This is a genomic window from Paenibacillus sp. MT124, assembly GCF_058792755.1.
In genome coordinates, this window is the sequence record NZ_CM179500.1 from 485,371 (window position 1) to 507,427 (window position 22,057).

19 protein-coding genes are annotated in these 22,057 nt (G+C 49.2%); 12 read left to right on the forward strand and 7 right to left on the reverse strand.

The features are described 5' to 3' along the window. Window positions 1-735 (forward strand): ABC transporter permease, encoded by a 735-nt coding sequence (locus AC3RCI_RS02390; RefSeq protein WP_336783758.1) that lies wholly within the window; start codon window positions 1-3, stop codon window positions 733-735. Between the two features lie 95 nt (window positions 736-830). On the opposite strand, the gene AC3RCI_RS02395 is transcribed toward AC3RCI_RS02390, so the two are convergent. Then, window positions 831-1,253: an acyltransferase gene (locus AC3RCI_RS02395; RefSeq protein WP_492527444.1), complete on the reverse strand. Its 423-nt coding sequence runs from the start codon at window positions 1,251-1,253 to the stop codon at window positions 831-833. Between the two features lie 367 nt (window positions 1,254-1,620). Here AC3RCI_RS02395 and AC3RCI_RS02400 point away from each other — a divergent pair, with 367 nt between their 5' ends. Further along, window positions 1,621-4,329, forward strand: a complete 2,709-nt coding sequence (locus AC3RCI_RS02400) for a PAS domain-containing hybrid sensor histidine kinase/response regulator (RefSeq protein WP_492527445.1) — start codon at window positions 1,621-1,623, stop codon at window positions 4,327-4,329. A gap of 119 nt (window positions 4,330-4,448) precedes the next feature. On the opposite strand, the gene AC3RCI_RS02405 is transcribed toward AC3RCI_RS02400, so the two are convergent. Beyond that, entirely contained in the window at window positions 4,449-5,402 is a 954-nt protein-coding gene (locus tag AC3RCI_RS02405; protein WP_127539168.1) for an L-lactate dehydrogenase, read from the reverse strand. A 493-nt stretch (window positions 5,403-5,895) separates the two neighbouring features. Between AC3RCI_RS02405 and AC3RCI_RS02410 the strand changes: the two genes are divergently transcribed. From AC3RCI_RS02410 to AC3RCI_RS02425, 4 genes are all read left to right on the forward strand, one after another. Further along, window positions 5,896-6,552 (forward strand): MerR family transcriptional regulator, encoded by a 657-nt coding sequence (locus AC3RCI_RS02410; protein ID WP_492527446.1) that lies wholly within the window; start codon window positions 5,896-5,898, stop codon window positions 6,550-6,552. 144 nt (window positions 6,553-6,696) lie between these two features. Continuing rightward, window positions 6,697-7,515: a serine/threonine protein kinase gene (locus tag AC3RCI_RS02415; protein ID WP_492527447.1), complete on the forward strand. Its 819-nt coding sequence runs from the start codon at window positions 6,697-6,699 to the stop codon at window positions 7,513-7,515. Between the two features lie 518 nt (window positions 7,516-8,033). Then, window positions 8,034-8,783: a type I methionyl aminopeptidase gene (gene map / locus AC3RCI_RS02420; RefSeq protein ID WP_154896565.1), complete on the forward strand. Its 750-nt coding sequence runs from the start codon at window positions 8,034-8,036 to the stop codon at window positions 8,781-8,783. Between the two features lie 257 nt (window positions 8,784-9,040). After that, a complete protein-coding gene (locus AC3RCI_RS02425) occupies window positions 9,041-10,060 on the forward strand; it encodes an NADP-dependent oxidoreductase (RefSeq protein ID WP_336783753.1) in 1,020 nt (339 codons plus the stop codon). A gap of 114 nt (window positions 10,061-10,174) precedes the next feature. On the opposite strand, the gene AC3RCI_RS02430 is transcribed toward AC3RCI_RS02425, so the two are convergent. Continuing rightward, window positions 10,175-10,660: a CcdC family protein gene (locus AC3RCI_RS02430; protein ID WP_336783752.1), complete on the reverse strand. Its 486-nt coding sequence runs from the start codon at window positions 10,658-10,660 to the stop codon at window positions 10,175-10,177. Window positions 10,661-10,961: 301 nt separating this feature from the next. Here AC3RCI_RS02430 and AC3RCI_RS02435 point away from each other — a divergent pair, with 301 nt between their 5' ends. Continuing rightward, a complete protein-coding gene (locus AC3RCI_RS02435; protein WP_492527448.1) occupies window positions 10,962-12,095 on the forward strand; it encodes a hypothetical protein in 1,134 nt (377 codons plus the stop codon). An 85-nt stretch (window positions 12,096-12,180) separates the two neighbouring features. On the opposite strand, the gene AC3RCI_RS02440 is transcribed toward AC3RCI_RS02435, so the two are convergent. Further along, a complete protein-coding gene (locus AC3RCI_RS02440; RefSeq protein WP_492472317.1) occupies window positions 12,181-12,753 on the reverse strand; it encodes a TetR/AcrR family transcriptional regulator in 573 nt (190 codons plus the stop codon). Further along, entirely contained in the window at window positions 12,750-13,475 is a 726-nt protein-coding gene (locus tag AC3RCI_RS02445) for an MBL fold metallo-hydrolase (RefSeq protein WP_492527449.1), read from the reverse strand. Before AC3RCI_RS02445 ends, AC3RCI_RS02440 begins: the two co-directional genes overlap by 4 nt. Window positions 13,476-13,893: 418 nt before the next feature. Between AC3RCI_RS02445 and AC3RCI_RS02450 the strand changes: the two genes are divergently transcribed. Beyond that, window positions 13,894-14,352 (forward strand): Rrf2 family transcriptional regulator, encoded by a 459-nt coding sequence (locus AC3RCI_RS02450; RefSeq protein WP_154896569.1) that lies wholly within the window; start codon window positions 13,894-13,896, stop codon window positions 14,350-14,352. Between the two features lie 215 nt (window positions 14,353-14,567). Further along, the gene (locus AC3RCI_RS02455; protein WP_492527450.1) at window positions 14,568-15,194 is read left to right on the forward strand and encodes a nitroreductase family protein; all 627 of its coding nucleotides are present in this window, start codon (window positions 14,568-14,570) and stop codon (window positions 15,192-15,194) included. A 121-nt stretch (window positions 15,195-15,315) separates the two neighbouring features. Here AC3RCI_RS02455 and AC3RCI_RS02460 read toward each other — a convergent pair whose 3' ends face one another. Both AC3RCI_RS02460 and AC3RCI_RS02465 read right to left on the reverse strand, forming a co-directional pair. Then, window positions 15,316-15,999 carry an S-layer homology domain-containing protein gene (locus AC3RCI_RS02460; protein WP_336783748.1) on the reverse strand — a complete coding sequence of 228 codons (684 nt, stop codon included), beginning with the start codon at window positions 15,997-15,999 and terminating at the stop codon, window positions 15,316-15,318. Window positions 16,000-16,137: 138 nt separating this feature from the next. Continuing rightward, complete coding sequence (locus AC3RCI_RS02465) at window positions 16,138-16,989, reverse strand: AraC family transcriptional regulator (RefSeq protein ID WP_492527451.1); 852 nt, start codon at window positions 16,987-16,989, stop codon at window positions 16,138-16,140. Window positions 16,990-17,257: 268 nt separating this feature from the next. Between AC3RCI_RS02465 and AC3RCI_RS02470 the strand changes: the two genes are divergently transcribed. The 3 genes from AC3RCI_RS02470 to AC3RCI_RS02480 all read left to right on the forward strand — a co-directional run bounded on the left by AC3RCI_RS02470 (window position 17,258) and on the right by AC3RCI_RS02480 (window position 22,027). After that, window positions 17,258-18,313, forward strand: a complete 1,056-nt coding sequence (locus AC3RCI_RS02470; RefSeq protein ID WP_492527452.1) for a lactonase family protein — start codon at window positions 17,258-17,260, stop codon at window positions 18,311-18,313. Between the two features lie 349 nt (window positions 18,314-18,662). After that, window positions 18,663-20,471: a rhamnogalacturonan lyase gene (locus AC3RCI_RS02475; RefSeq protein WP_492529773.1), complete on the forward strand. Its 1,809-nt coding sequence runs from the start codon at window positions 18,663-18,665 to the stop codon at window positions 20,469-20,471. Between the two features lie 476 nt (window positions 20,472-20,947). Beyond that, window positions 20,948-22,027: a sulfate ABC transporter substrate-binding protein gene (locus AC3RCI_RS02480; RefSeq protein WP_492527453.1), complete on the forward strand. Its 1,080-nt coding sequence runs from the start codon at window positions 20,948-20,950 to the stop codon at window positions 22,025-22,027. The last annotated feature ends 30 nt before the right edge of the window (window positions 22,028-22,057 follow it).

The following is a 22,057-nucleotide window of genomic DNA, read 5'->3' on the forward strand; positions in this document are numbered from 1 at the left end:
ATGAACTTTGCTGCGACGTATTTCCGAATCCTGTCCTCTGAACGGCTGAAAATGGGCAAATCACCTGTATGGCTCTTGATTCTGTTGAGTCCGTTGTTAGCTTTGCTTATTGGGCTTCTCAGTGAGCCATCAGGACAGTGGAAAGTTCTGATGGGAACGATGGTCTTTTTGCATGGAATGCTGCTCATGCCGATCCTGACGGGGGTATTCACCTCGTTTGTCTGCCGCTTCGAACATGCTGGTGGGGGATGGAAGCAAATGCTGGTACTGCCGCTTACCCGGACAGGCGTTTATGCAGGCAAGCTGACGATCGTCATTTTACTGCTGCTTTGCACCCAAGTGTTACTGCTGGGATCCATTCTGCTGGCAGGATTTATTCAGGGTCTAACCGAGCCCATACCCTGGGAATGGATTGGGGGCAAATTGCTGCTGGGCCTGTTCGCCTGCCTGCCCCTTGCCGGTTTACAAATGTTAGTTTCCCTGATCTGGAGCAGCTTCGCAGCACCCCTTGCTCTGAATTTTGCCTTGACTGTACCGAACATCCTGATTGTGAACTCGGCGACATTCGGTCCGTTCTATCCTTGGGCTCAGCCGATGCTGCTGATGACAGAGGCGGAAGGCGGAGGATTCGGAGCCTACAATGTACCGCTGGGTACGCTCCTTGCAGTAGTTGGAGGGAGTGCAGTGCTGTTTATTTTGATCGGAGTTTTGTATTTTAGAAAAAAAGAAATCTAGGATTGCACGATGTTAAAAACAGATCTTCATTAAAACAAGATCCCCCAAGACCGTCCACCGAGCAAGGATGATGTGCGGACAGGGGGATCTTTTCTTTATCTCAACCAACCTTCGTGTATGGTAAGTTCACGAATCACCTTTGCCGGTGTTCCGGCAACTAATGTATTGTCGGGTACATCCTTGGTGACCGTACTCCCCGCGGCAACGACAGCATTTTTTCCTATGGTTACTCCGGGAAGGACCAATGCGCCGGTTCCGATCCAGGCGTTGTCTTTAATAATGATTTTTTTGGCCATGCTGCTCCCGTCATCAAGAGAGTCAATTCGGTGGTAGGCACTATCGAATATGCTTGTCCTTGGTCCAATCATGACATTATTGCCAATGGAGATTTCGATATTGGCAGCAATCCCCACTCCGGCATTAATCATGACGTCATCCCCGATGGTTAACCTTGCCCCTTTGACAACAGTCAGCTGTGTCCCCCAAGGCTTTCCAATGATATTAAGTCGTTTGCCCACATGGAGATCACCAAATTTATTCAGGTAAACCTTGCCTCGTATTCGTGGCAGCAGCCTAAGTGACGGCTGAATTCTTCCAAATAAGACATTGTAACTAATATCCAGATTTTCAAAGCCAATTTTGGACTTCCGGAACAATCATTTAATTTTGATGTTGAAATAAAGAATGGAAGGTTCCATCTTTTTCAAGTTGGGATATTACAAATTTAAACGAGATTGTAAGCAAAATCAGACTGGAATCTGGTAAAATAAAAAAAGCTGTTTCTAGGCAGCTATACATGGTTATTCGAGGGTAGATACTTAATACTAAAAATGGCTTTTTAGAATGTTTAGAAAAAGATACAGGCTGAGAAAAGAGGGGTAAGCCTTGGATATTAATAAAACGGAAACCCTGAAGCGGATTATTTCTGAGGGAAGTTCTTACCAATCATTGTTTTTTAATCACCCGGATGCCATATATGTGATGGACATCCATGGAAACTATATCGATGCCAATCCATCAGTAGAGCGAATATCAGGCTATACGCTTGACGAGCTGATGCGTATGAATCCAGGTCAGGTCTGTCCACCAGACAGTGAACAGTCGAGGCAGGAATATATTAACGAGGTCATTACTGGCCGTTCAGTCAGTAACAGTATAACGTTTTATCATAAAAATGGAGCTGTAAGACAAGCTGAAATTACCTACGTGCCCATAACAGCGGGAGAAGAGGTTGTAGGCATCTATGGTATTGCCAAAGATGTGACGGATATTGTTGAAGTGGAACGGAAACTCCAGGAGACGCAAGAAAAGTATCAGGTGCTTGCTGAGCACGCCCAGGATCTGATTACGACAAGTGCGCTGGATGGCAAACTGCTTTACGTTTCCCCATCCGTGTATTCTTTGCTCGGATATCGACCGGAAGAAGTGACAGGCAAGTCCTTCAAGGATTATTGCTATCCCGGAGATTACCCGGATCCGATGGAGCTGTCTGAGATTGGCAACGGCTGCAAAATGCGCGTGCGGCACAAGAAAGGTCACTATATCTGGATGGAAACTCTGGCTAAGCCAGTAGCTGGAGAGAAGGGAAGAGGCATTCAGATCGTAAGCATCAGCCGTGATATTACCCAGCATAAGGATGCGGACAGACGTCTGAGAGAGAGTCGTCAGCGGTATAAATCCTTGTTCGAGCACAATCCAGCTGCGGTGTACTCATTAAATCTTGAAGGTAAGTATAGTGCGGTGAATCGTAATCTGGTTAAAATGCTCAACATTCCTCGCGGCAAGCTGATCGGACAGTCGTTTCTGTCCAATCTCGATCCATGTGAGGTAGGGCGCGGCAAATCCTACTTTGAGCTGGTGAAGCAGGGTAAACCGCAGCATTATGAAACGCGTATTGTGAATTCCATGGGGAAGACGTTCGATGCATCCATTATCAATGTGCCGATTATCGTCGATCAGGAACTGGTTGGAGTGTACGGAATATTGTCTGATATTACCGAACGTAAGGAGTATATGGATCGTATTCAGGAACTCAGCAAACAGCATGCGCTGATTCTGAATTCCGTTACAGAAGGCATATATGGTCTGGATGCGGAAGGAACCACCATGTTTATGAACCCGGCGGCGGCTTCCATGTTTGGGTATGAAGTGGAAGAGTTTATCGGCAAAAGCGCCCATCCGATCATCCATCACTCCCGTGCGGATGGAAGTTATTTTCCTAAAGAAGAATGTCCAATTCACATGACCGTCATGGATGGACAAAGACGCTCGGTCAAGGAAGATGTATTCTGGCGCAAGGATGGCAGTAGCTTCCTGGTGGAATACCAGGTTACACCGATTATTGATCAGGAACAGATTCAGGGCGTAGTCATTGTGTTCAATGATGTAACCGGAGAGCGTGAAATTGTGCGCGCCAAGGAGACGGCTGAGCTTGCAGCGCAGGCCAAGTCAGAGTTCCTGTCGATGGTAAGTCATGAGATTCGTACGCCGATGAACGGGATTGTGGGCATGACCGAACTGCTGATAGGAACCGATCTGTCGGAAGAGCAGCGGGAATATGCCCAGATTATTCAGGAGAGCGGAGATGCACTGCTGAATATTTTGAATGACATTCTGGATTTCAGCAAACTGGAGTCGGGTAAGATGGCTCTTGCATATGAACCATTCTCTCTACGCAAAATGCTGGAGCAGGTGGCAGAGCTGTTTAAAATTCGGGCAGACGAAAAACAGCTGCAGCTCAGGTATCGTCTGAATCCAAGCATTCCAGAATTCATGGTGGGTGATGCCATGCGTATCCGTCAAATTCTGGTCAATCTGGTTAGTAACGCACTAAAATTCACGGATAAGGGCAGCATCGAAGTCAATGTGGATATCGTTAAGGGCAGAAAGCCAGAAGATAGCGTGCTTGATTTTGCAGTGAAAGACACCGGGATCGGTATTCCTGCGGACAAGCTGGATCAGTTGTTCCAATCCTTCTCCCAGCTGCACCCGGTCATTAATCGCAAGTATGGAGGTACAGGACTTGGTCTTGTTATCTCGAAGCGGCTTGTGGAGATTATGGGCGGTAGTATTAGCGTGGAGAGTGAGGACGGAAAAGGATCAACGTTCCGTTTTGCAGTACCTGCAACGAGTGTAGATTACGCGTCAGAAGACACAGCACGTCAATTCAGTCATGATCGCACACGTCAAGGTGACAAGGTGTCCATGCGTATCCTGGTAGCTGAGGATCACCCGGTGAACCGAAAAATTTTGACCGAGTATCTGGAAAAGCTGGGTTATGAAGCGGATGTATGTACCAATGGAGTCGAAGCCATTGAGGCCATCTCGCAGAATTCGTATGATATTGTGTTGATGGATATTCACATGCCGGTCATGGATGGGCTCAAGGCAACCGATCTGGTGCACCGTCTGATTCCACAGGATCGCATTCCGGCTATTATTGCCGTAACAGGCAATGCAAAACGGGAAGACAAGGAAGCGTGTCTCGAGATTGGTATGCGTGACTTCATCAGTAAACCGGTCATGCTCAGTGAACTGAAACGGGTACTTCAGCAATGGGGGCCTACAGATCAGCCCCAGCTGGCACCGAATTAAATAAAATCCTGAGATGTTAATCCAAACAGGCCAGCGATTTCTCCTAGCAGGAGGTCGCTGGCCTGTTTGATTGTTCCTGCTTTTCAATTCAGAAATGAGTCTTTAAGGCCATGGAACAATTAGGCCAAGGTCAGGCGATTAATATTGCCCGCTAAAATCTCACAGGAACGCTCGAATTTTTCACGCTCGGATGGGTCCAGATTCAATTCGATGACTTCCTGAATCCCGTTTCCTCCAATAATGGCCGGAACGCCTGCACAGACGCCTTTCTGACCATATTCTCCCTCCAGAATGGCCGATACGGCAATGATTTTGTGTTCATCATTAAGGATGGAACGTGTAATATGAGCCAGGGCATTGCCAATCCCGAATTGGGTGGAACCTTTGCGGGTGAAGATCTCCCAACCGGCATCTTTGGTTTTGCGGGCAATATCATCGAGATCCAGGTGTTTGAAGCGTTCCTTATGCTGTTCCATGATGTGCATGATCGGTTTGCCTCCAATTGTTACGTGGGACCAGGCTACGAATTGGGACTCCCCGTGTTCCCCGAGAGCATATCCGTGCACACTGCGCGGATCAATCGAAAACACTTCGGATAGCAGCGTTTTGAGCCGGGAGGAATCGATGGAAGTCCCTGTGCCAATGACATGCTCACGCGGAAGGCCGGACAATTTCCATACCATATAAGTTACTATGTCAACCGGATTGGCTGCGACGACAAAGATACCGTTGAATCCGCTATCCATGATGGGGAGGACGATGTCTTTTGCAATCGATTCGGCCTCCTCCAGAATATCCAGACGTGTCTGGCCAGCTTTTGGATTGGCTCCTGCAGTCAGGACAATGACATCCATGTTTCCGCAATCTGCATATGTCCCGGCATATACTTTGGTACGATTATGTGTAAAATCCATACAATGCGAGAAATCCAGCGCCTGGGCAACAGCGCGGTCATACGTCCGATCCACCATCATGATTTCCCTGCATATCGACTGATTAATCATGGAATATGCACAACTTGAGCCTACAAGACCCGCCCCGATAACCGCCACTTTACCTGATTTGCCTAACACTGCCGTTCAACCCCCATATCCTAATCATGTAATTGTCCTGACTTCAAGCCATATGTTAAGTATAGTCCTTTAATTTATGCCGAAATCCGTTTCTACGTTACATAAGATAACACATGGAAAAGCTGTGCAGCAATGATATCCTCTGTCGCGGGAGCGTATTGGAGTAGTGGGGTTAACAAAATTGACATGAATATCCTGTTTTCATAAACCGACGGCGTCTGCACCAGCATAATTCGATTGTGACAGCATTCCTCCTCCATGTCGGAATAAGAGGGATTTTTACGAATAACAGACGTGACAAAACTTCTTATGAATCCCCAGAAACAGAACAAAACCGCCAAAGGGATCGAGCCAGACGTTGACGAATACCTATGGCAAGCTAAACAAAAGCCATTTGTTCATGAGACAGGTTGACCCGATCCGATGACAGTTCCAGAAGGGAACGCTGAAGCCACCATTTCGAATTCAAAAGACTTCATTCCGGGAGGGAATAATGATGATTGAAGAAGCAGGAGCAACGACGGAAACGGCCAAGAGCCTGGGCATAGGAGCCAGTACTCTTCGTAAATATGCGGCAGCACTTGAGGAACAGGGATATCGATTCGAGCGTTCCGCCAACAAGTCCAGATTGTTCAGATCGGACGATATTCAGTGCATTGAACGATTAATGACGGAGCTGAGGGAACATAACCTGCCGCTTGCAGATGCCGTGGTGACGGTCCTGTCCCCGAATGTGCCAGAGAGCACAGTAGAGATGACTTCTGAGAAGGAATGTGCAGCAGCCGTGCTGCCTGCCGTATTCCCTGAAGAAACGGAGCCGACTGGCCATCTCCGGTCCTATGAAGGTCTGGGTCAGCTTGTGAATGAAGTGACCTTCGGGATGATCGAGCCACAGGATGATCGTGTGCAAATGCTCCAGCAGCGGGTGGATGAGCTGGAGTTAACGCTGAAGCAGCTTGCTGATACGCATACGGCTCTCCAGGATCAGATGGAGAAGCAGCGTCTATGGATGAATGAGAAGTTGGAAGAAGAACGGGATCGTGAACTGGTCACCAATCTGCGCAGCTTCCAGGGCCGTAAACGCAAACCGAAAGGGACTTCACTGCGTATGCTCTTTGGCTTGCTGCCCAAGAAACACAAGGAAGCGTGAGGGCAGAGGGGCTGCCGTGATTTCGTGCAGGCAGCCTGATATAATAGGCTCCATAGTACAACAGGAAAACTGGCTGTTAGGACTGCTCGAATGTGCCTGTGAAGGGTCGCGTGAAGTTCAGAAGTCGCCAGTGTGGGAGGACAAGTGGAGCTGCAACGAAGCTGGCAAAGATTTGTGGGTCTGTGGACAGACCGTCCTCGGCAAGAAGGTTCTCTGATCTCGGGACGTTACCGAATTCAGGAGCTGCTTGGTATGGGAAGTTATGGACTCACCTATTTGTGTATCGACGAACTGAATGGCAAGGAAGTGGCGTTAAAGGAATCGAAGCCCAGCAAAGGCAGACTTTCTGCCCGGTTGCTGGAACGGGAAGCGGACGTGATGAGCCGGATGGATCACCCGGCCATCCCGAAGCTGCTGCATGCATTTATATATAAGAGGAGAAGCTACATTTCCACAGAGTATATCCGGGGAGAGACACTGGAACAGTGTATATTTGAACAGGGCCGAAAGTATACAGAGCAGGAATGCTTGGCACTGGCTCTCCAACTGCTGGAGCCTGTGGTCCATGTTCACGAGCGGGGATATATCCATGGGGATGTGCGGATACCCAACGTTATTTTGCGTGATGAGCGTGTACATTTGATTGACTTCGGTCTGGCACGGCGTATGGGGGAGCCGTTGCTGCCTGAGCTGAAGCGAAGAATGCGGGAACTGCCCATGCCGGAGGATGAGCCGGCTGCACCTGATCAGGATCTGCAGGATCTGGGACACTTTCTTCTGTTTATGCTGTACTCGGCATATGAGCCGGAGAAGGGCAAGGCACCTGCAAGCTGGCAGGAAGAACTGAAGCTTACGCATGGTTTGCACCACATGCTGGAGAGACTGCTGGGGCTTCGCCCGGGATACACAGAAGGAGCACCTGAATTACAGGCCGAGATAGAACGCCTGCTGGATTCTTATTAAAAGTGAATCGGAAACGCCAATAGGGGATGTTCTGCTGCCGTGAGATACGGCTGGCTGAACATCCCCTATTGGCGTATATCATCATTGCAGCACCATATTAGCTGGAGCTGTACTTTCTACTTTTGTAATAACCGGAGCCATGGCGGTTATCCCTGTATTTCATATCGGACGATGAATATCGTTTATAGCTTCGTTTGCCTGAAGAGCTGCTGTAGCGTTTATAGGAGCGTCTGTCCGAGGAGCTATAGCGCCTTCGGTGTGATGAAGATTTCGAATCAAGGAGTTTGCCAATAATTTTTTTGAACATGCAAGATCATCCTTTCGTCTTCCGTTTTAAGCATATACGCAGCCTTTGTGGGGAGGGTTTCGTGTTTTTTATGGGAAATGGTATTCATTGCACACGAGGTTGGCGTATAATAGGATGTTGGTGCTTTACAGATTGTACGAATTTTTTATTTTGTGCGTTTCGCGTTACAATAGAAGACAGGATAAGATCATAACGGACAGGAGAAGTTGTAATGATTACGTTAAAAACCAAAGAGCAGATACAAAATATGAAAAAGGCGGGCGAAATTCTCGCCGCGTGCCATAAAGAAATTGCGAAAATGATTCGTCCAGGGATCACCACCCAGGAGATTGACCAGTTCGCAGAAGCTTTTATGAAGAAAAATGGCGCAACACCGGAGCAAAAAGGGTACAACGGGTACCAATATGCGACATGTGCGTCTGTAAACGACGTGATTTGTCATGGCTTTCCGGGAAAATACGTACTGCAAGAAGGCGATATCGTGACGATTGATATGGTCGTGAATCTGAATGGCTGGCTGGCCGATTCTGCCTGGTCTTATGCAGTGGGTCAAGTGACACCGGAAGCCCAGCATCTGCTGGATGTCACCAAAACGTCCCTCTACAAAGGCATTGAGCTTGCCGTAGTTGGCAACCGGATCGGTGATATTTCCCATGCCATTCAGACGTATGCTGAAGGGGAGGGCTTGTCTGTCGTACGTGAGTTTATCGGTCATGGCATTGGCGAGAAAATGCATGAAGAACCACAGGTGCCTCACTATGGTCCACCACATCGTGGTCCCCGCCTCAAAGAAGGCATGGTCATTACCATTGAGCCCATGCTGAACATTGGAACGTACCGCAGCAAGCTGGATGCGGATGGCTGGACAGCCCGTACGCAGGACGGAAGCCTGTCTGCTCAATACGAGCACACCATTGCCATCACAGCAGATGGTCCTGTAATTTTGACTGCGCAGGAATAGTGAATCAATTATGGCAATAGAATGAGATTTGATGTTTTCAAGGCGGCCCACGTTTGTGATCCGCCTGTTTCGGTTTAAACTATTAAGAGTCAGTATTTGGCATATAGGATACAGAAAGCATCATGGGGATTCTGAATTGCTAACGGTGCCTTCCAGATCAGCTATGTCCAAATGCTCGAAAAGATAACATATAGTGCTGGTGGTATAACATATACGATGATAAGGGTTATACGCAGGCCACTGGCAACAAGGAGGTCATGAAGTTGTCTCAAAATGAACAGATCGTACTAGCATCCCGTCCGGAAGGTGCACCATCCAGGGATAATTTCAAATTCATTCAGACGCCGCTCCCTGAACCGGAAGCAGGACAGGTTCTGGTGCGTACATTATATTTGTCGGTTGACCCTTATATGCGTGGCCGTATGAAGGATACGAAGTCTTACGCACCTCCATACGCGCTGAATGAAGTGATCAAAGGTGGGGCCATCGGACAAGTGGTGGACTCGTCAGAACCCAATCTGCGAAAAGGTGACTTTGTCTCCGGCATGTGGGGCTGGCAGCGGTATGCAGCTGTCAACACGGGAGATCTCTCGCTGATCGATACGGAGGAAGCGCCGCTTACAGCCTATCTTGGTGCCCTCGGCCTGACGGGCCTGACGGCTTATTTTGGTATGGAGGATATCGGCAAACCGAAGGATGGCGAAACGGTGGTGGTATCCGGCGCAGCGGGAGCCGTCGGTATGATCGCCGGCCAGATCGGCAAGATTGTCGGAGCAAGAGTGGTTGGAATCGCAGGTTCTGACGAAAAATGCGCATATCTGAAAGAAAAGCTCGGGTTTGATGTGGTCCTCAACTACAAGCGGGAGAATGACATGTCCGCAGCGATCGAACGGGTATGTCCAGATGGGGTAGACGTCTACTTCGACAATGTTGGCGGTGACATTTCGGATGCGGTACTCAGACATATCAACCGAAATGCACGTATTCCGCTGTGTGGGCAGATTTCGTCCTACAATTTGGAGAAACCGGACATCGGCATGAGACCACAGACGCTGCTATTGACCAACACGGCGCTGATGAAAGGATTTCTGCTCGGGGACTATGCCAAATCCTTCAAAGAAGGACGCGCCAAATTGGCAAAATGGATGAAGGAAGGTCTCATTCAGTATGAGGAGAACATTGTAGAGGGATTTGAACAAACACCTGAAGCCTTCATGGGTCTTTTCTCGGGAGATAACCTGGGTAAACAGCTGGTGAAAGTTGCAGATCCCGAGTAAGATCGTGCGCTACCCTATGTGCCATGAATCAAGGCCAGATAAACAACAAAAAGACACGTTCCGCATGCGTACATGCCGAGAACGTGTCTTTTTTGACGTCGTCGCTAGTTAGGCTCAAGCCGATGCAGCGACAACTTCTTTGTAGTGTTTGTACATATATACCCGCCAGCGCACAATCATGCCGAAGGCCAGAAGGAAGAATAATCCGCCTGTTTGCGGGATGGTAACGTACTGCTGAATGACTTCATGCAGGATCAGGCGTACCGCCAGCAAACCAAGCAGAATGAAGGCAAAGCTGCGGGAACGGGTCGCGAATATCTCCTCGTTTACCTTTTCAAACCGGGTACTGCGAATGAGAGGATAGGAGAAGATGAACCAGCCAACCAAAAATGCAATGACAGCCCACCATAGTGGAAAATGCGTTTCCGGGACAACAAACATCAAAAATCCGGTACTCATGCCCAGTGGGGGAATCAGAATTTTGCGTATGGTCACCGGCCTGTGACTGGCTTTCATCCGAATGAAAATGGCAAGCAATGCCATGATGAGCATACCCAGGGTTGCACCGATCTGAAGGTAAGACGGACTGATTTGAGCCACGAAAGTATCCCTCTTTCTGGAATAATATATGTTCCGTACATCCGGATCATCAAACAAATCATAGAATTTAATGTTTCTATATATAGATTCTATTATATCACAAACCAAGAAAGCCGATAGAATGCTTAGTGCATCATTTGCCCGAATACGGTATAACGAGATTAACACAGTTTGGCATTGGAAATTTGTATTATTTTGTCCAATGCAGGTGCATTTATGCGAACAAGGGCAAAACAGGTAATCAAGCACGATATCGATGCACAAAGAGAGCAAGCAAGACACCCTGGGAGGAAGACACAGCATGAAAAGAAACCACAGGCCGCTAACCTTATGGTTGCTGGCTTGTCTGACACTGATATCGGTCGGTCTGGTTGTCCCCTGGATCTGGTGGCAATCTCAAGCACCAGTGCTGCTGAACATCATGATAATAGACAAAACGAATGCTAATGCACCTTCTCCGGGATATAAGGGCCTGGTTTGGCTGTTAAATCAACAGAAGATTGTACAGAAGACTGGAGAACGATACGTTTATGACGAAAATGAGGATGAGGTTAACCTCCTAGAGCATGCTTCCCCAATAACGAAAAAACTTCCGGACGAAGTCACTGAAACCGATCTGATCTATCTGGCTTCATCGAAAACAAATGCTGCACCTCCTGTTAATTTCAGAACGAAGAAGGTCGAGGAGGACGCAGGATTAACGGTTTATGATGTCCTTAAAATTCGCGAAGCAGCCAGCAGAGGGGTCGCAGTCGTTGCAGAGTATAATACACAATCCTTATGGACGTCGGATAACGTCAGGGAGCAGCTGCATCCCATTTTGGGCTTGAAGAGCAGCGGGTGGCGAGGAAAATATATATCCAATCTGCAGAGCCGAGTTCAAGTGCCTGAACAGGTACGTATGGATTATGAGCGTATTGCTGGGCAGGCTTGGCCATACTCCGGAAAAGGCATTCTCTTGGTGCATGAAGATGGCCGGGTCATCGTGCTGCGTGGCGGCAAGGATGTCGGGGCAGCAGAGATCAAGCTGTCCTTTACGGAGAAAGGCAGGCAGTGGAGCGGCATTCAGCAGGAGTTCCAATATACCAGCTGGTTCGATGTTGTCGTGCCGGATTCGCCAGAATCGATACTGGCAAGATATAAAATGAGCCTGACTCAAGAAGGACGGCAGAAGCTGATTAATGCCGGTATTCCGGGTGATTTTCCGGCCATCCTTCGCAATGATGGAGATTATCAGTCGTATTATATGACAGGTTCATTCGGAGAGATGGAGCATTACTCATTCTGGCGCAGGATCAAGGGATGGGATGTCATCAGAGAGTGGCTTACACCGAATCGAAAAGAAATACCGGATATGTTTTACTGGAAGGTGTACGTGCCTGTCATGAAGCAGATTCTGAAGGAAGTTCAAGCCGAAGAGCGTGTGTGGCCATAGGGAAAGACCGTTCGGAGAGAAAGGCCGAAGGTAGAAAGGGATGCAGTGTAGTGCTGCATCCCTTTTCAGATATTTAGGTGGAGAGTCAGTCCTGATGCAGATGCTGCAGTCCGTTAAGGAAGGCCTGGACAGTCAGGTGCAGGCTCTCATTGGAATCAAAATCCATGTTGAACCCGCCCTGGGCTTCAATGGATGCGAAGCCATGGCACAGGCTCCTTAATCCGCGCACCGCATGCAGCGCTTCGGCTTCGGTGAGCGGGTAGGGCTGCAATGCATGCAGCAGAATGTCCAGCGTAGCTGCACTGGCTTCGGCAAGCTCCGGTTCATGGATATCCGGAGCGTGGAACGAGGCTTCGTACAGCCCTGGATGCTGGCGGACAAAGCCGATATAAGCTGCGGCGATGGCCTGTATGGCCTCGTCGCCCGTGCGTTCAGCGGCAGCCGTGGCAAGTGCCTGGCTGAGCTGTAGTACAGACATCAGCGCCAGTTCCTGGCGAAGCCCGGGAAGCCCGCTGATGTGGTTGTACAGCGACGGGGAGCGCACGTCCAGCCGCTGGGCCAGTGCGGCCAGCGTCAGCGCCTGGAAGCCGTCGCTGTCGGCAAGCTGTGCCGCGGCACTTAGCAGTGTGCCGCGATCCAGCCCCTGCCGCGGGCTCACAGGTGCCCCCCGGCAGGGCGCAGCCGCTGCTCCGCATCAGCCGCTGCCGCACGCATGGCGGCCCCTGGCTGGTGCAGCATCCGTCCGTGGCCTACCGCCAGCACGGACGGTTCCAGCTCGGCTAGGTGCTTCGCGCTGGCCAGAGCCAGTTCCCGGTTCCACGTCGCAAGCGCGGGGAACGGGAAGAGCGGGCGCACGCGGCCGGAGACGGCGAGGCCGCCATGCAGCTGATACGCGTCGCCGGCAATGAGCACGCGGCTGCGCGTGTCCATGAAGGCCATATGCCCGGGCGTATGGCCTGGAGAAGCAATCGCGATCAGGGAGCCAATGCGATCGCCGTCTTCCAGCAGCCGGTCCGGACGGGTGCGGATGCCTTTCGGTACACTGCCGCGTACTGGGGTCTGGGGTTCTCCCGGAAGCAGGGCAGCATCTCCGGCCAGCAGCCTGGCATCCCGGCTGGAGATAGAGACTTCCGCTGAAGGGACTGCCTCCTTGAGGCCATCCAGCGCACCGACATGGTCGCCATGGGCATGGGTCAGAATAATCCGGGTGATCGGTTTACCAAGGGACTTGGCGGTAGCAAGAATCCCCTTCAGACTAAATGGCATCCCCGCATCAATAACGGTTACACCATCTTCTTCTTCCACGATATAGACGTTCACAGGGAAAAGACGGGGGAGAAAGGAAATCTGAATAACGTCATGTTCACGAGTTAATCTCATGCAATGGGCCTCCTAAAACTAATGGTATTAGTAATATAACTAATGTCATTAGTTTTTGCAAGATGCCCCGTAAAATAAAAAAAATGGAGGAAAATCTCCTCTTTACAAAAAAAGCGTTTTCAAATTGAGGAATACCGATTATAATGATGACGTAAGCCCTTTCATATGTCTATCTTTTTGGAGCCATTCGCGATGCGATTGGCTCACTTTTTTGTTCATTTTGTATAGAAATACGGTTACTTTCGTAAAATGAGCTTGTTCTGTTTGAGGACCATAAATGCTGCTATAACAGGGAATCCTGGGCCTGGTTGAACGGGGGAGCAGAAGTTGACAAACATAACTGTTATTCCTATAATAACAGTTGAACTTACCTTGTGTTTTACTACATCGGTGATTGCTGCCGGGAAGGGAGTAAGTGATGAACAGTGAATTTACCATTGCCGTCCATTGTCTGGTTTTTCTGTCCATGAAGGATGAGTGCATGGCGAACAGTGAAGACCTGTCCCATAGCGTCGGTACGCACCCGGCGAGAGTACGCAAGGTTCTTAGTGTGCTGCGGAAGAATGGTTATCTGACCACCAAGGAAGGTGCTCACGGCGGATACCTGCTCAGTCGTCCGAGCGAAGAGATCAAGCTTGGGGAGTTGTACCGTCTGGTTGCCGGCGGCTCACTTGGGCCCAATTGGTGTTCCGGAGAGTCCGGTTCCAATTGCATCGTATCCTCTAACATGCAGGATGTCATGGGGAGCATCTATGATGGCGGTGAGGATGCGCTAACTTCCTATTTCGACAGTATATCGATTGAGGATGTGAAGCATCGTATCGGAAATGGGGAAGCATGCTCTTCGTCCAAGAATGAATTGTCGTCGAACGGTTAATTGGCATGGACGTTGTCCCGGGGAAATGAGATTCATGGATGTTTCAGGAGATTCCGGGCATAACGTGAACACAGATGGGTGCGATCCTCTGCGCTGATGTTATTTTCGGAAGGTGGGTATCTCGTAGAGATCACTTGATATGGCCTTGCGAACATAAATGGAAACAACAGAAATGATAAGATATAATAAAAAAACAATTTTGGGGAGTGGAATGAATGTCCAGCATTGAAAACAATGAAACACTGCGCGTCATTAACGAGCGTCATTCAGTCAAGAAATATGAAGCCGGATTTGTTATGCCAGAGGAGGATCTCACTGCAATCCTGACTGCAGCTTCTGAAGCTCCATCTGCATGGAACCTGCAGCACTGGAAATTCCTTGTGATTGAATCCGAAGCGGATAAGGCTAAATTGCTGCCGATCGCTTATGGCCAAAGTCAAATCACAGAAAGCTCCGTTACGATCGCTGTACTCGGAGACCTCGAAGCCAATCGCAATGCAGTCATCTATGATCAGGCTGTTGAAGCGGGCCACTTGAAGCCTGAAATTCGCGACGCGTTGGTTGGTCAAATCAACGGTGCTTATCAAAGCCAGCAAACGGCTCGCGACGAAGCGATCCGCAATGCTTCTTTGGCTTCGCAAAACATTATGCTGGCTGCGCGTTCCCTTGGCTATGATACATGCCCAATGGGTGGTTACAACCCGCAGCAACTGATTGAAACATTTAACATTCCTCCTCGTTACATTCCTATCATGCTGATCACAGTAGGTAAAGCGGCACAACCGGCTCGTCCGGCAGGTCGTTTACCATTGTCTGATGTCGTAGTTAGAGGTTCGTTCTAAGATATATTCATATTAAAAATAGCCGCATGCCCTCTCAGGGAGCATGCGGCTATTTGCTGTAAGAGGCAGGAAGGATTGGGTAGCTCAGCCGCCCATCCTTTCCAGCTCTTCATTGCAATTCTTATTTCTCAGGTGTTTCCGGGATTTGCGGAGCATGGAAGCTTTCCATGTATTCGATGGCATTGTACATCATAACTGCCGCTTCTGCACGAGTGATGGTTTCCTTCGGATTGAAGTTGCCATCCGCATCAAGCGTGTTGATTTTAAGAACCAGCGAGCGCTGAACCGCACCCTGATATTCCGGAGTAAGCTCCTGTTCATCTGTAATTTCTACCGGTTTGATGTTAATCATCGGCAGGCCGCCTTTGGCTTCGATTCCCTTCATCAGGAACAGAGTGAATTGTTCACGTGTCATTTCTGCAGCTGGATCGATATCCTTGGGCATCTGAATTCCATTATACTGGGCACGAACGAAGGCATCGCTGTACCATACACCGTCCTTGACGTTGCTGAAGGTATCACTCGGGAGCGGTTGTTTGATAAAACGGATGGCATCCAGGTTCAGATCGAGACCATCGGTAATCAGCTGCACTCCTTGTGCAGTATTTAATTGCTGTTCCGGTTTGAACAAGCTGTCGCTCACTCCCTTGATCAATCCATCCTGATGCAGAGCTTCAATTTTGTCAGCACCTGCAATACCTTGAAGGTCCGTAAAATGGGCTTGAGCAGCGTTAATCGGGCCAGCACTCAGGGAGAGTGTGAGCAGTGCTCCGGCAGTTATAGTGGCTAGTATATTTTTTTTCATGTTGAAATCGCCTCACTTTTCTAGGGAGTCCCTTTGTATAAAAGCTATTTTCCCTATAGACGACCCTTGTCTAAAAAAGGTTGCTGCAATTTTCCAACAGATGATTCGCATTATTTCAAGTAACAAGGGAATGCACAACTAACCCTTGGATTTGTTGCGATACTCCGTGGGTGAACGTCCCATCATTTTGCTGAACAGTCGTGAGAAATAATAAGGGTCCTTGAACCCCAGTTCGGAGCTGATCTGTTTGACGGTCCAGTCCGTAAAATCAAGATAACGGCAGGAATGCTGGATTTTGAGTCGCAGGAAATAATCTATGGGTGAATGTCCGGTTGCCTGCTTGAACAGTTGTGAATAATGGGGTGCTGATAACTGGGCCTGTGCTGCTAGCTCCTTTAACGTCAATCCGCGCTCCAGGTGTTCCAGCATATACTGGACCGATTGCTCTGCTGCTCGTTTGCTGCTGATCATGCTGACCCCTGTTCCCTGACCATAGGCCAGCATACCGAGCATATAGCCCGTAATCTGCGAAGCGTATATCATGGCTTGCAGGGAGTACCCGGTTTCCAGTGCATCATAGCATTCATGGAACAGCTCCAGCCATTTGGGGGCTTTGGAAGGAACGATGGCAGAGATTTTATGGGCCAGGAGCAGTTCAATATAGGTAGAAGCGTGTTCGCCACGCAGATGAATCCAGTAGATGCTCCAGGGTTCAGCCGCATTAGCCCCGTAAACGTGGGACATATATGCAGGCAAGATGACCAGGTCACCTGCATGTACAACTTGGGGTTTGCTGCCATCTAATTCGTACCATCCTGTTCCTTGTACGCAATACATGAGAATATGGGAGTCACATCCTTGAGGCCGATCCCGGTAATGATGCTCTGCTTCATGGAAATATCCGATATCCGTAACGTACAGCCCTGAAGTTACTGGGTATCGAGCTGCTTCATCGAGCAGAGGATCAGGCAGTACAATGAGTTTTTGCATAGGGAATCCAGCAGATTTGCGCAGTGTGGTTGTACGGTTGTAAGGTCTCATACTTGTATTATGGTGAGGGAGGATGGGGGAGTCAATGACGGATATGCAAGCGTTCACAGAAATATCATGATCTTCAGAACGTTGCGAGTGTTCCGATGAAGCAGAAGCCGGTGAATTGGGTAAGTACATCATAGTGGAAGCATTAATCCAGAGCATGAACCGACTCAATGAAGAAAGATAGACATGGAATTGGAAAAGAGAAGGAGAGATGAGAGATATGGAACAAGCAGCAGCGAATGAAACATTTTTCTATACAGGAACTTATGCATCAGCAGATCAACCAGGGATTGTGCTGTGCGCACTGGATGCAGATACAGGTGAGATGAGAATCGTCAGTCACACAGAGGGTGTGGACAACCCATCCTATCTCGCATTATGCCCAGATGCTAACTGTCTGTACGTTGCGAGTGAAACCGATGAGGGCGAGTTGCTTGTATATCGCAGGGATGCGGCAACAAGTGAACTGCATCTGATGGATCGCAAGCTGACCAAAGGGGCTTCTCCTTGCTATGTGTCGGTCACCAAGGATGCCAAATGGGTTCTGACTTCGAACTACAGCAGCGGTAGTGTGAATGTATTCCCGGTAGGGGATCAAGGGACGCTTGAAGAGATGAGTGCACTGGTTGAACATACGGGCAGAGGGAAGAACGATGATCGTCAGGAAGGACCTCATGCTCATTCCATACAGCCGGACCCGTCCGGACAGTATGCGGTCGTATGTGACCTTGGGCTCGACCAGATTATTGTTTACCGTATGGAAGAAGGAAGGCTGGTCACACACCGCGAGACGAATCAGCCTCCTGGTTCAGGGCCAAGACACTTGGTTTTCCATCCGAGTGGGAAATGGGCGTATGTCATTAATGAGCTGAACAACACGGTTACCGCATTCATGTATGATGAGCGGAGAGGCGAGTTCAATACACTGCAGCATATCTCCACGCTGCCTGAAGGGCATTCGGGAGAAGGAACAGCTGCAGATATCCGTGTATCCCCTTGCGGCCGTTTCCTGTATGCTTCCAACCGCGGCGATGACAGCATCGTGCTTTATCATATTGATCAGGAATCCGGAAAATTGGAAGCTGTGGAATGGACGTCGACCATCGGTCAGACTCCTCGTAACTTCAATTTGATGCCAGGCGGCATCCTGCTCGTGGCCAATCAGGATAGCAACAATATTGTTGCTTTTCAAATGGATGGGGAAGATGGGCGCCTGACGCACAATGGATTCAAGCTCGAAGTGTCACGTCCGGTATGCATTACGCCTGTGGTATAAGCTGCAGTGCTGCAATTGAGCAGATTCAAATCCGATTAACTCAAGACCATGCATGGGCCTGATCCAGCATGGTCTTTTTATTTTTTATTTTTCAATGTATCCCGAGAGTTCAAGGTATTCCGAAGAATACAAAATCAAAGTGCTTACGACACAAAATTACTAATTTAGACCTATAGATGGAATTAAATGTTTAATTTAGAATGAAATTATTAAAGCGCTTACATAAAGATGACGCTAAGGAGACAACGGGCTTACCAATTCCATTTGGGGAGGCTATTATTCTATGTTGAATCGATTGTCTTGGAGAAGGGCGCTGCGAATTACCGGAATAGCCCTGCTAAGTTCAGCCATGCTGACGACTGCGTTAGGACTGGGGAACACACCGGTAACCGAGGCGGCGGGTACGCGTCAGATGGAGTTTCTGGACCGTGGGGTGGTTGCGGTAAAGACAGGTACGGGTGTATTTGTCAGCTGGCGTCTTTTGGGTACGGAAGGATCCAATGTTTCGTTCAATGTATATCGGGATGGAACCAAAGTGAACGCATCCCCCATAACCAATAGCACGAACCTTCAGGACGCCAGCGGGACAAGCAGTTCCAAATATACGGTTCGGGCTGTAGTGGGCGGAACCGAGCAGTCGGCTTCGGCTGCTGCGAGTGTATGGGGAAACAACTACCTGTCTGTGCCTCTCAGCATACCATCGGGCGGGACAACACCGGATGGGGTGGCTTATACGTATAGCGCCAATGATGCCAGTGCAGGCGATCTGGACGGCGACGGGGAGTATGAACTAATCGTGAAGTGGGACCCCTCCAACTCCAAGGATAACTCTCAGAGTGGATATACCGGTGAAGTATTTATCGATGCCTATAAATTGAACGGGACACGTTTATGGCGAATTAGTCTCGGCAAAAATATCCGCGCAGGTGCTCATTATACCCAGTTCATGGTGTATGACCTGGATGGAGACGGCAAGGCCGAGGTTGCGATGAGAACGGCTGATGGAAGCAAGGATGGCACCGGTACGGTCATTGGCGATGCCAGCAAGGATTACCGCAATTCCAGCGGATACGTTCTATCCGGACCGGAATTCCTGACCATCTTCAATGGGCAGACTGGCAAAGCCCTGTCCACAGTGAACTATGAACCGGCACGTGGCAACGTATCCGATTGGGGAGATAATTATGGCAACCGGGTTGATCGCTTCCTCGCAGCGATTGCCTATCTGGATGGAGAACGTCCAAGTCTGGTCATGGCACGTGGATACTACACTCGTACGGTGCTTGTAGCCTACAACTGGCGGAATGGGCAGCTGACGAAGCAGTGGACATTCGATTCGAATACATCCGGCAATTCGGGATATGCCGGGCAGGGGAATCATAATCTGAGCGTAGCGGACGTGGATGGAGACGGCAAGGATGAGATTATCTACGGTGCCATGGCGGTGGATGATAACGGAAAAGGGTTGTACACGACAGGCCTTCATCATGGCGACGCCATGCATCTAAGTGACCTGGACCCCGACCGTGCCGGGCTGGAGGTATTTCAGGTTCATGAGACCCCGTCCAATGCGGGAGTTGAATTCCGTGATGCACGTACAGGGCAGCTGATCTGGGGCATACCTACAACAAAGGATATCGGACGCGGCATGGCAGCGGATATCGACCCGAGATATAAGGGGGCGGAGGTTTGGGCGGACGGTGGTCTGTATACAGCCAAAGGACAGAAAATTGGAACAACCTTGCCTTCATCCACGAATTTTGGCATCTGGTGGGATGGAGATCTGCTGCGGGAACTGCTGGACAGCAACCGAATCGATAAGTGGGACTATGCCAACAGCAAAACGGTTAATTTGCTGACAGCTTCAGGTGTTTCCTCCAATAATGGTACAAAATCCACACCGAATCTGCAGGCTGACCTGTTCGGGGACTGGAGGGAAGAGGTGGTATGGCGGACAAGCGATAGCTCTGCGCTGCGGATCTACACCACAACTGCGGTCACGGACAAGCGGATTTATACCCTGATGCATGATCCGGTGTATCGTCTGGGTATCGCATGGCAAAATGTTGCCTATAATCAACCGCCCCACACCGGTTTTTATTTGGGTGAAGGCATGAGCACGCCACCGGTACCCAATATTCATTATGTCGGGAAATAAGAGATAAGCATGAGCTGCGGCAACCAGAGCAAGATGCAATGTTAATTCGTTATTCTGCCTGATCTGAGGACAACAGGGGAATCCTGTTGTCCATTTTTCATTCCATGTCAATCGGATAGAAATCCGGAACAAATCGGAAAAAACGTTTGACACGTCAGAGGGCTGCCCTTATGATATGCATATAACTTACTAAACAGGTAGGAATAATGAAAATGATTGCTTTAACTATTGCGTCAGCAGTCATTACAGTCAGAGAAGAGTAACTTGAACAGAATAACGTTCTAACCGTATCGACGGAGGAACACTGCAGCACATCATTTCTGGATGAAGCATACACGGCCTTGGGTCGGCATGACTTTGTGAGGGAGAAGTGTGCGGGTGGTTCCTCCGTCTTTTGTTCTTTTTTCGGTGCGTTCCATACTGTTCAGCCTGCCTGAGGTAGTCATTGCAGAACCATTCTGGGGGGAGTGTTGTTTATGAAAAAGAGAATTCATAAGGGTATTCTGGTTGGTCTGGCATTGGTATTAACAGGGTTACTGGCAGCGTGCGGGTCGGAGAGCAGCGGCTCCAGTGCGGCAGGAACATCGGGAGAGCAGGATAGCGGCAAGGAAGCTGCCAAAGCCATCGAGCTGCTGAATGTATCCTATGATCCGACGCGAGAACTGTATGAGCAATATAACAAGGCGTTTGCGGCGTATTGGCAAAAAGAAAAAGGCCAGGAAGTGACGATTAAGCAGTCACACGGCGGTTCCGGTAAACAGAGTCGTTCCGTGATCGATGGCTTGGACGCAGATATCGTTACACTGGCATTGGGATATGATATTGATGCGATCGAGGATAAAGGGCTGATTAATGCCGGCTGGCAGGATAAATACGAGCACAACAGCTCCCCATATACTTCAACCATTGTATTTTTGGTACGCAAAGGCAATCCAAAAGGCATCAAGGACTGGGATGATCTGATCAAAGGGGATACCCAGGTGATTACCCCCAATCCGAAAACGTCCGGTGGAGCAAGATGGAATTACCTGGCGGCATGGGGATATGCACTGAAGAAAAACAACAATGATGAGGAGAAGGCGAAGAAATTCGTTGGTGAACTCTTCAAGCATGCACCTGTACTTGATTCCGGGGCACGTGGCTCTACGACAACATTTGTTGAACGTGGTATCGGTGATGTGCTGCTGGCCTGGGAGAACGAAGCGTTCTTATCGGTAAAAGAGCTAGGTCCGGAAAAATTCGATATCGTTGTTCCTTCCGTTAGTATCTTGGCTGAACCACCTGTAGCGATCGTGGATAAAAATGCAGACAAAAAAGGCAGCCGCGAGGTGGCAGATGCTTATCTGAAATATCTGTACAGCGAAGAGGGGCAGACCATTGCCGCGGAAAATTACTATCGCCCGACGCTGGATAGCGTGAAGGAGAAATTCAAAGACCAGTTCCCGGATGTTGAATTGTTTACCCTGAATGATGTATTTGGCACTTGGCGGGATACGCAGGCCAAGCATTTCAATGACGGCGGAATCTTTGATCAGATCTACGTTCCAGGCAGTTAATTTTGGATACAAATAAAGCTCACGACCATG

Bases quoted from the DNA above. Each gene is read 5' to 3' on its own strand.
- map (WP_154896565.1), top strand. From the start codon at position 8,034: ATGATTACGTTAAAAACCAAAGAGCAGATACAAAATATGAAAAAGGCG.
- AC3RCI_RS02475 (WP_492529773.1), top strand. From the start codon at position 18,663: ATGCTGACGACTGCGTTAGGACTGGGGAACACACCGGTAACCGAGGCG.
- AC3RCI_RS02410 (WP_492527446.1), top strand. From the start codon at position 5,896: ATGATGATTGAAGAAGCAGGAGCAACGACGGAAACGGCCAAGAGCCTG.
- AC3RCI_RS02445 (WP_492527449.1), bottom strand. From the start codon at position 13,475: ATGAGATTAACTCGTGAACATGACGTTATTCAGATTTCCTTTCTCCCC.
- AC3RCI_RS02425 (WP_336783753.1), top strand. From the start codon at position 9,041: ATGAAGTTGTCTCAAAATGAACAGATCGTACTAGCATCCCGTCCGGAA.
- AC3RCI_RS02435 (WP_492527448.1), top strand. From the start codon at position 10,962: ATGAAAAGAAACCACAGGCCGCTAACCTTATGGTTGCTGGCTTGTCTG.
- AC3RCI_RS02455 (WP_492527450.1), top strand. From the start codon at position 14,568: ATGTCCAGCATTGAAAACAATGAAACACTGCGCGTCATTAACGAGCGT.
- AC3RCI_RS02465 (WP_492527451.1), bottom strand. From the start codon at position 16,989: ATGCAAAAACTCATTGTACTGCCTGATCCTCTGCTCGATGAAGCAGCT.
- AC3RCI_RS02480 (WP_492527453.1), top strand. From the start codon at position 20,948: ATGAAAAAGAGAATTCATAAGGGTATTCTGGTTGGTCTGGCATTGGTA.
- AC3RCI_RS02470 (WP_492527452.1), top strand. From the start codon at position 17,258: ATGGAACAAGCAGCAGCGAATGAAACATTTTTCTATACAGGAACTTAT.
- AC3RCI_RS02390 (WP_336783758.1), top strand. From the start codon at position 1: ATGAACTTTGCTGCGACGTATTTCCGAATCCTGTCCTCTGAACGGCTG.
- AC3RCI_RS02450 (WP_154896569.1), top strand. From the start codon at position 13,894: ATGAACAGTGAATTTACCATTGCCGTCCATTGTCTGGTTTTTCTGTCC.
- AC3RCI_RS02460 (WP_336783748.1), bottom strand. From the start codon at position 15,999: ATGAAAAAAAATATACTAGCCACTATAACTGCCGGAGCACTGCTCACA.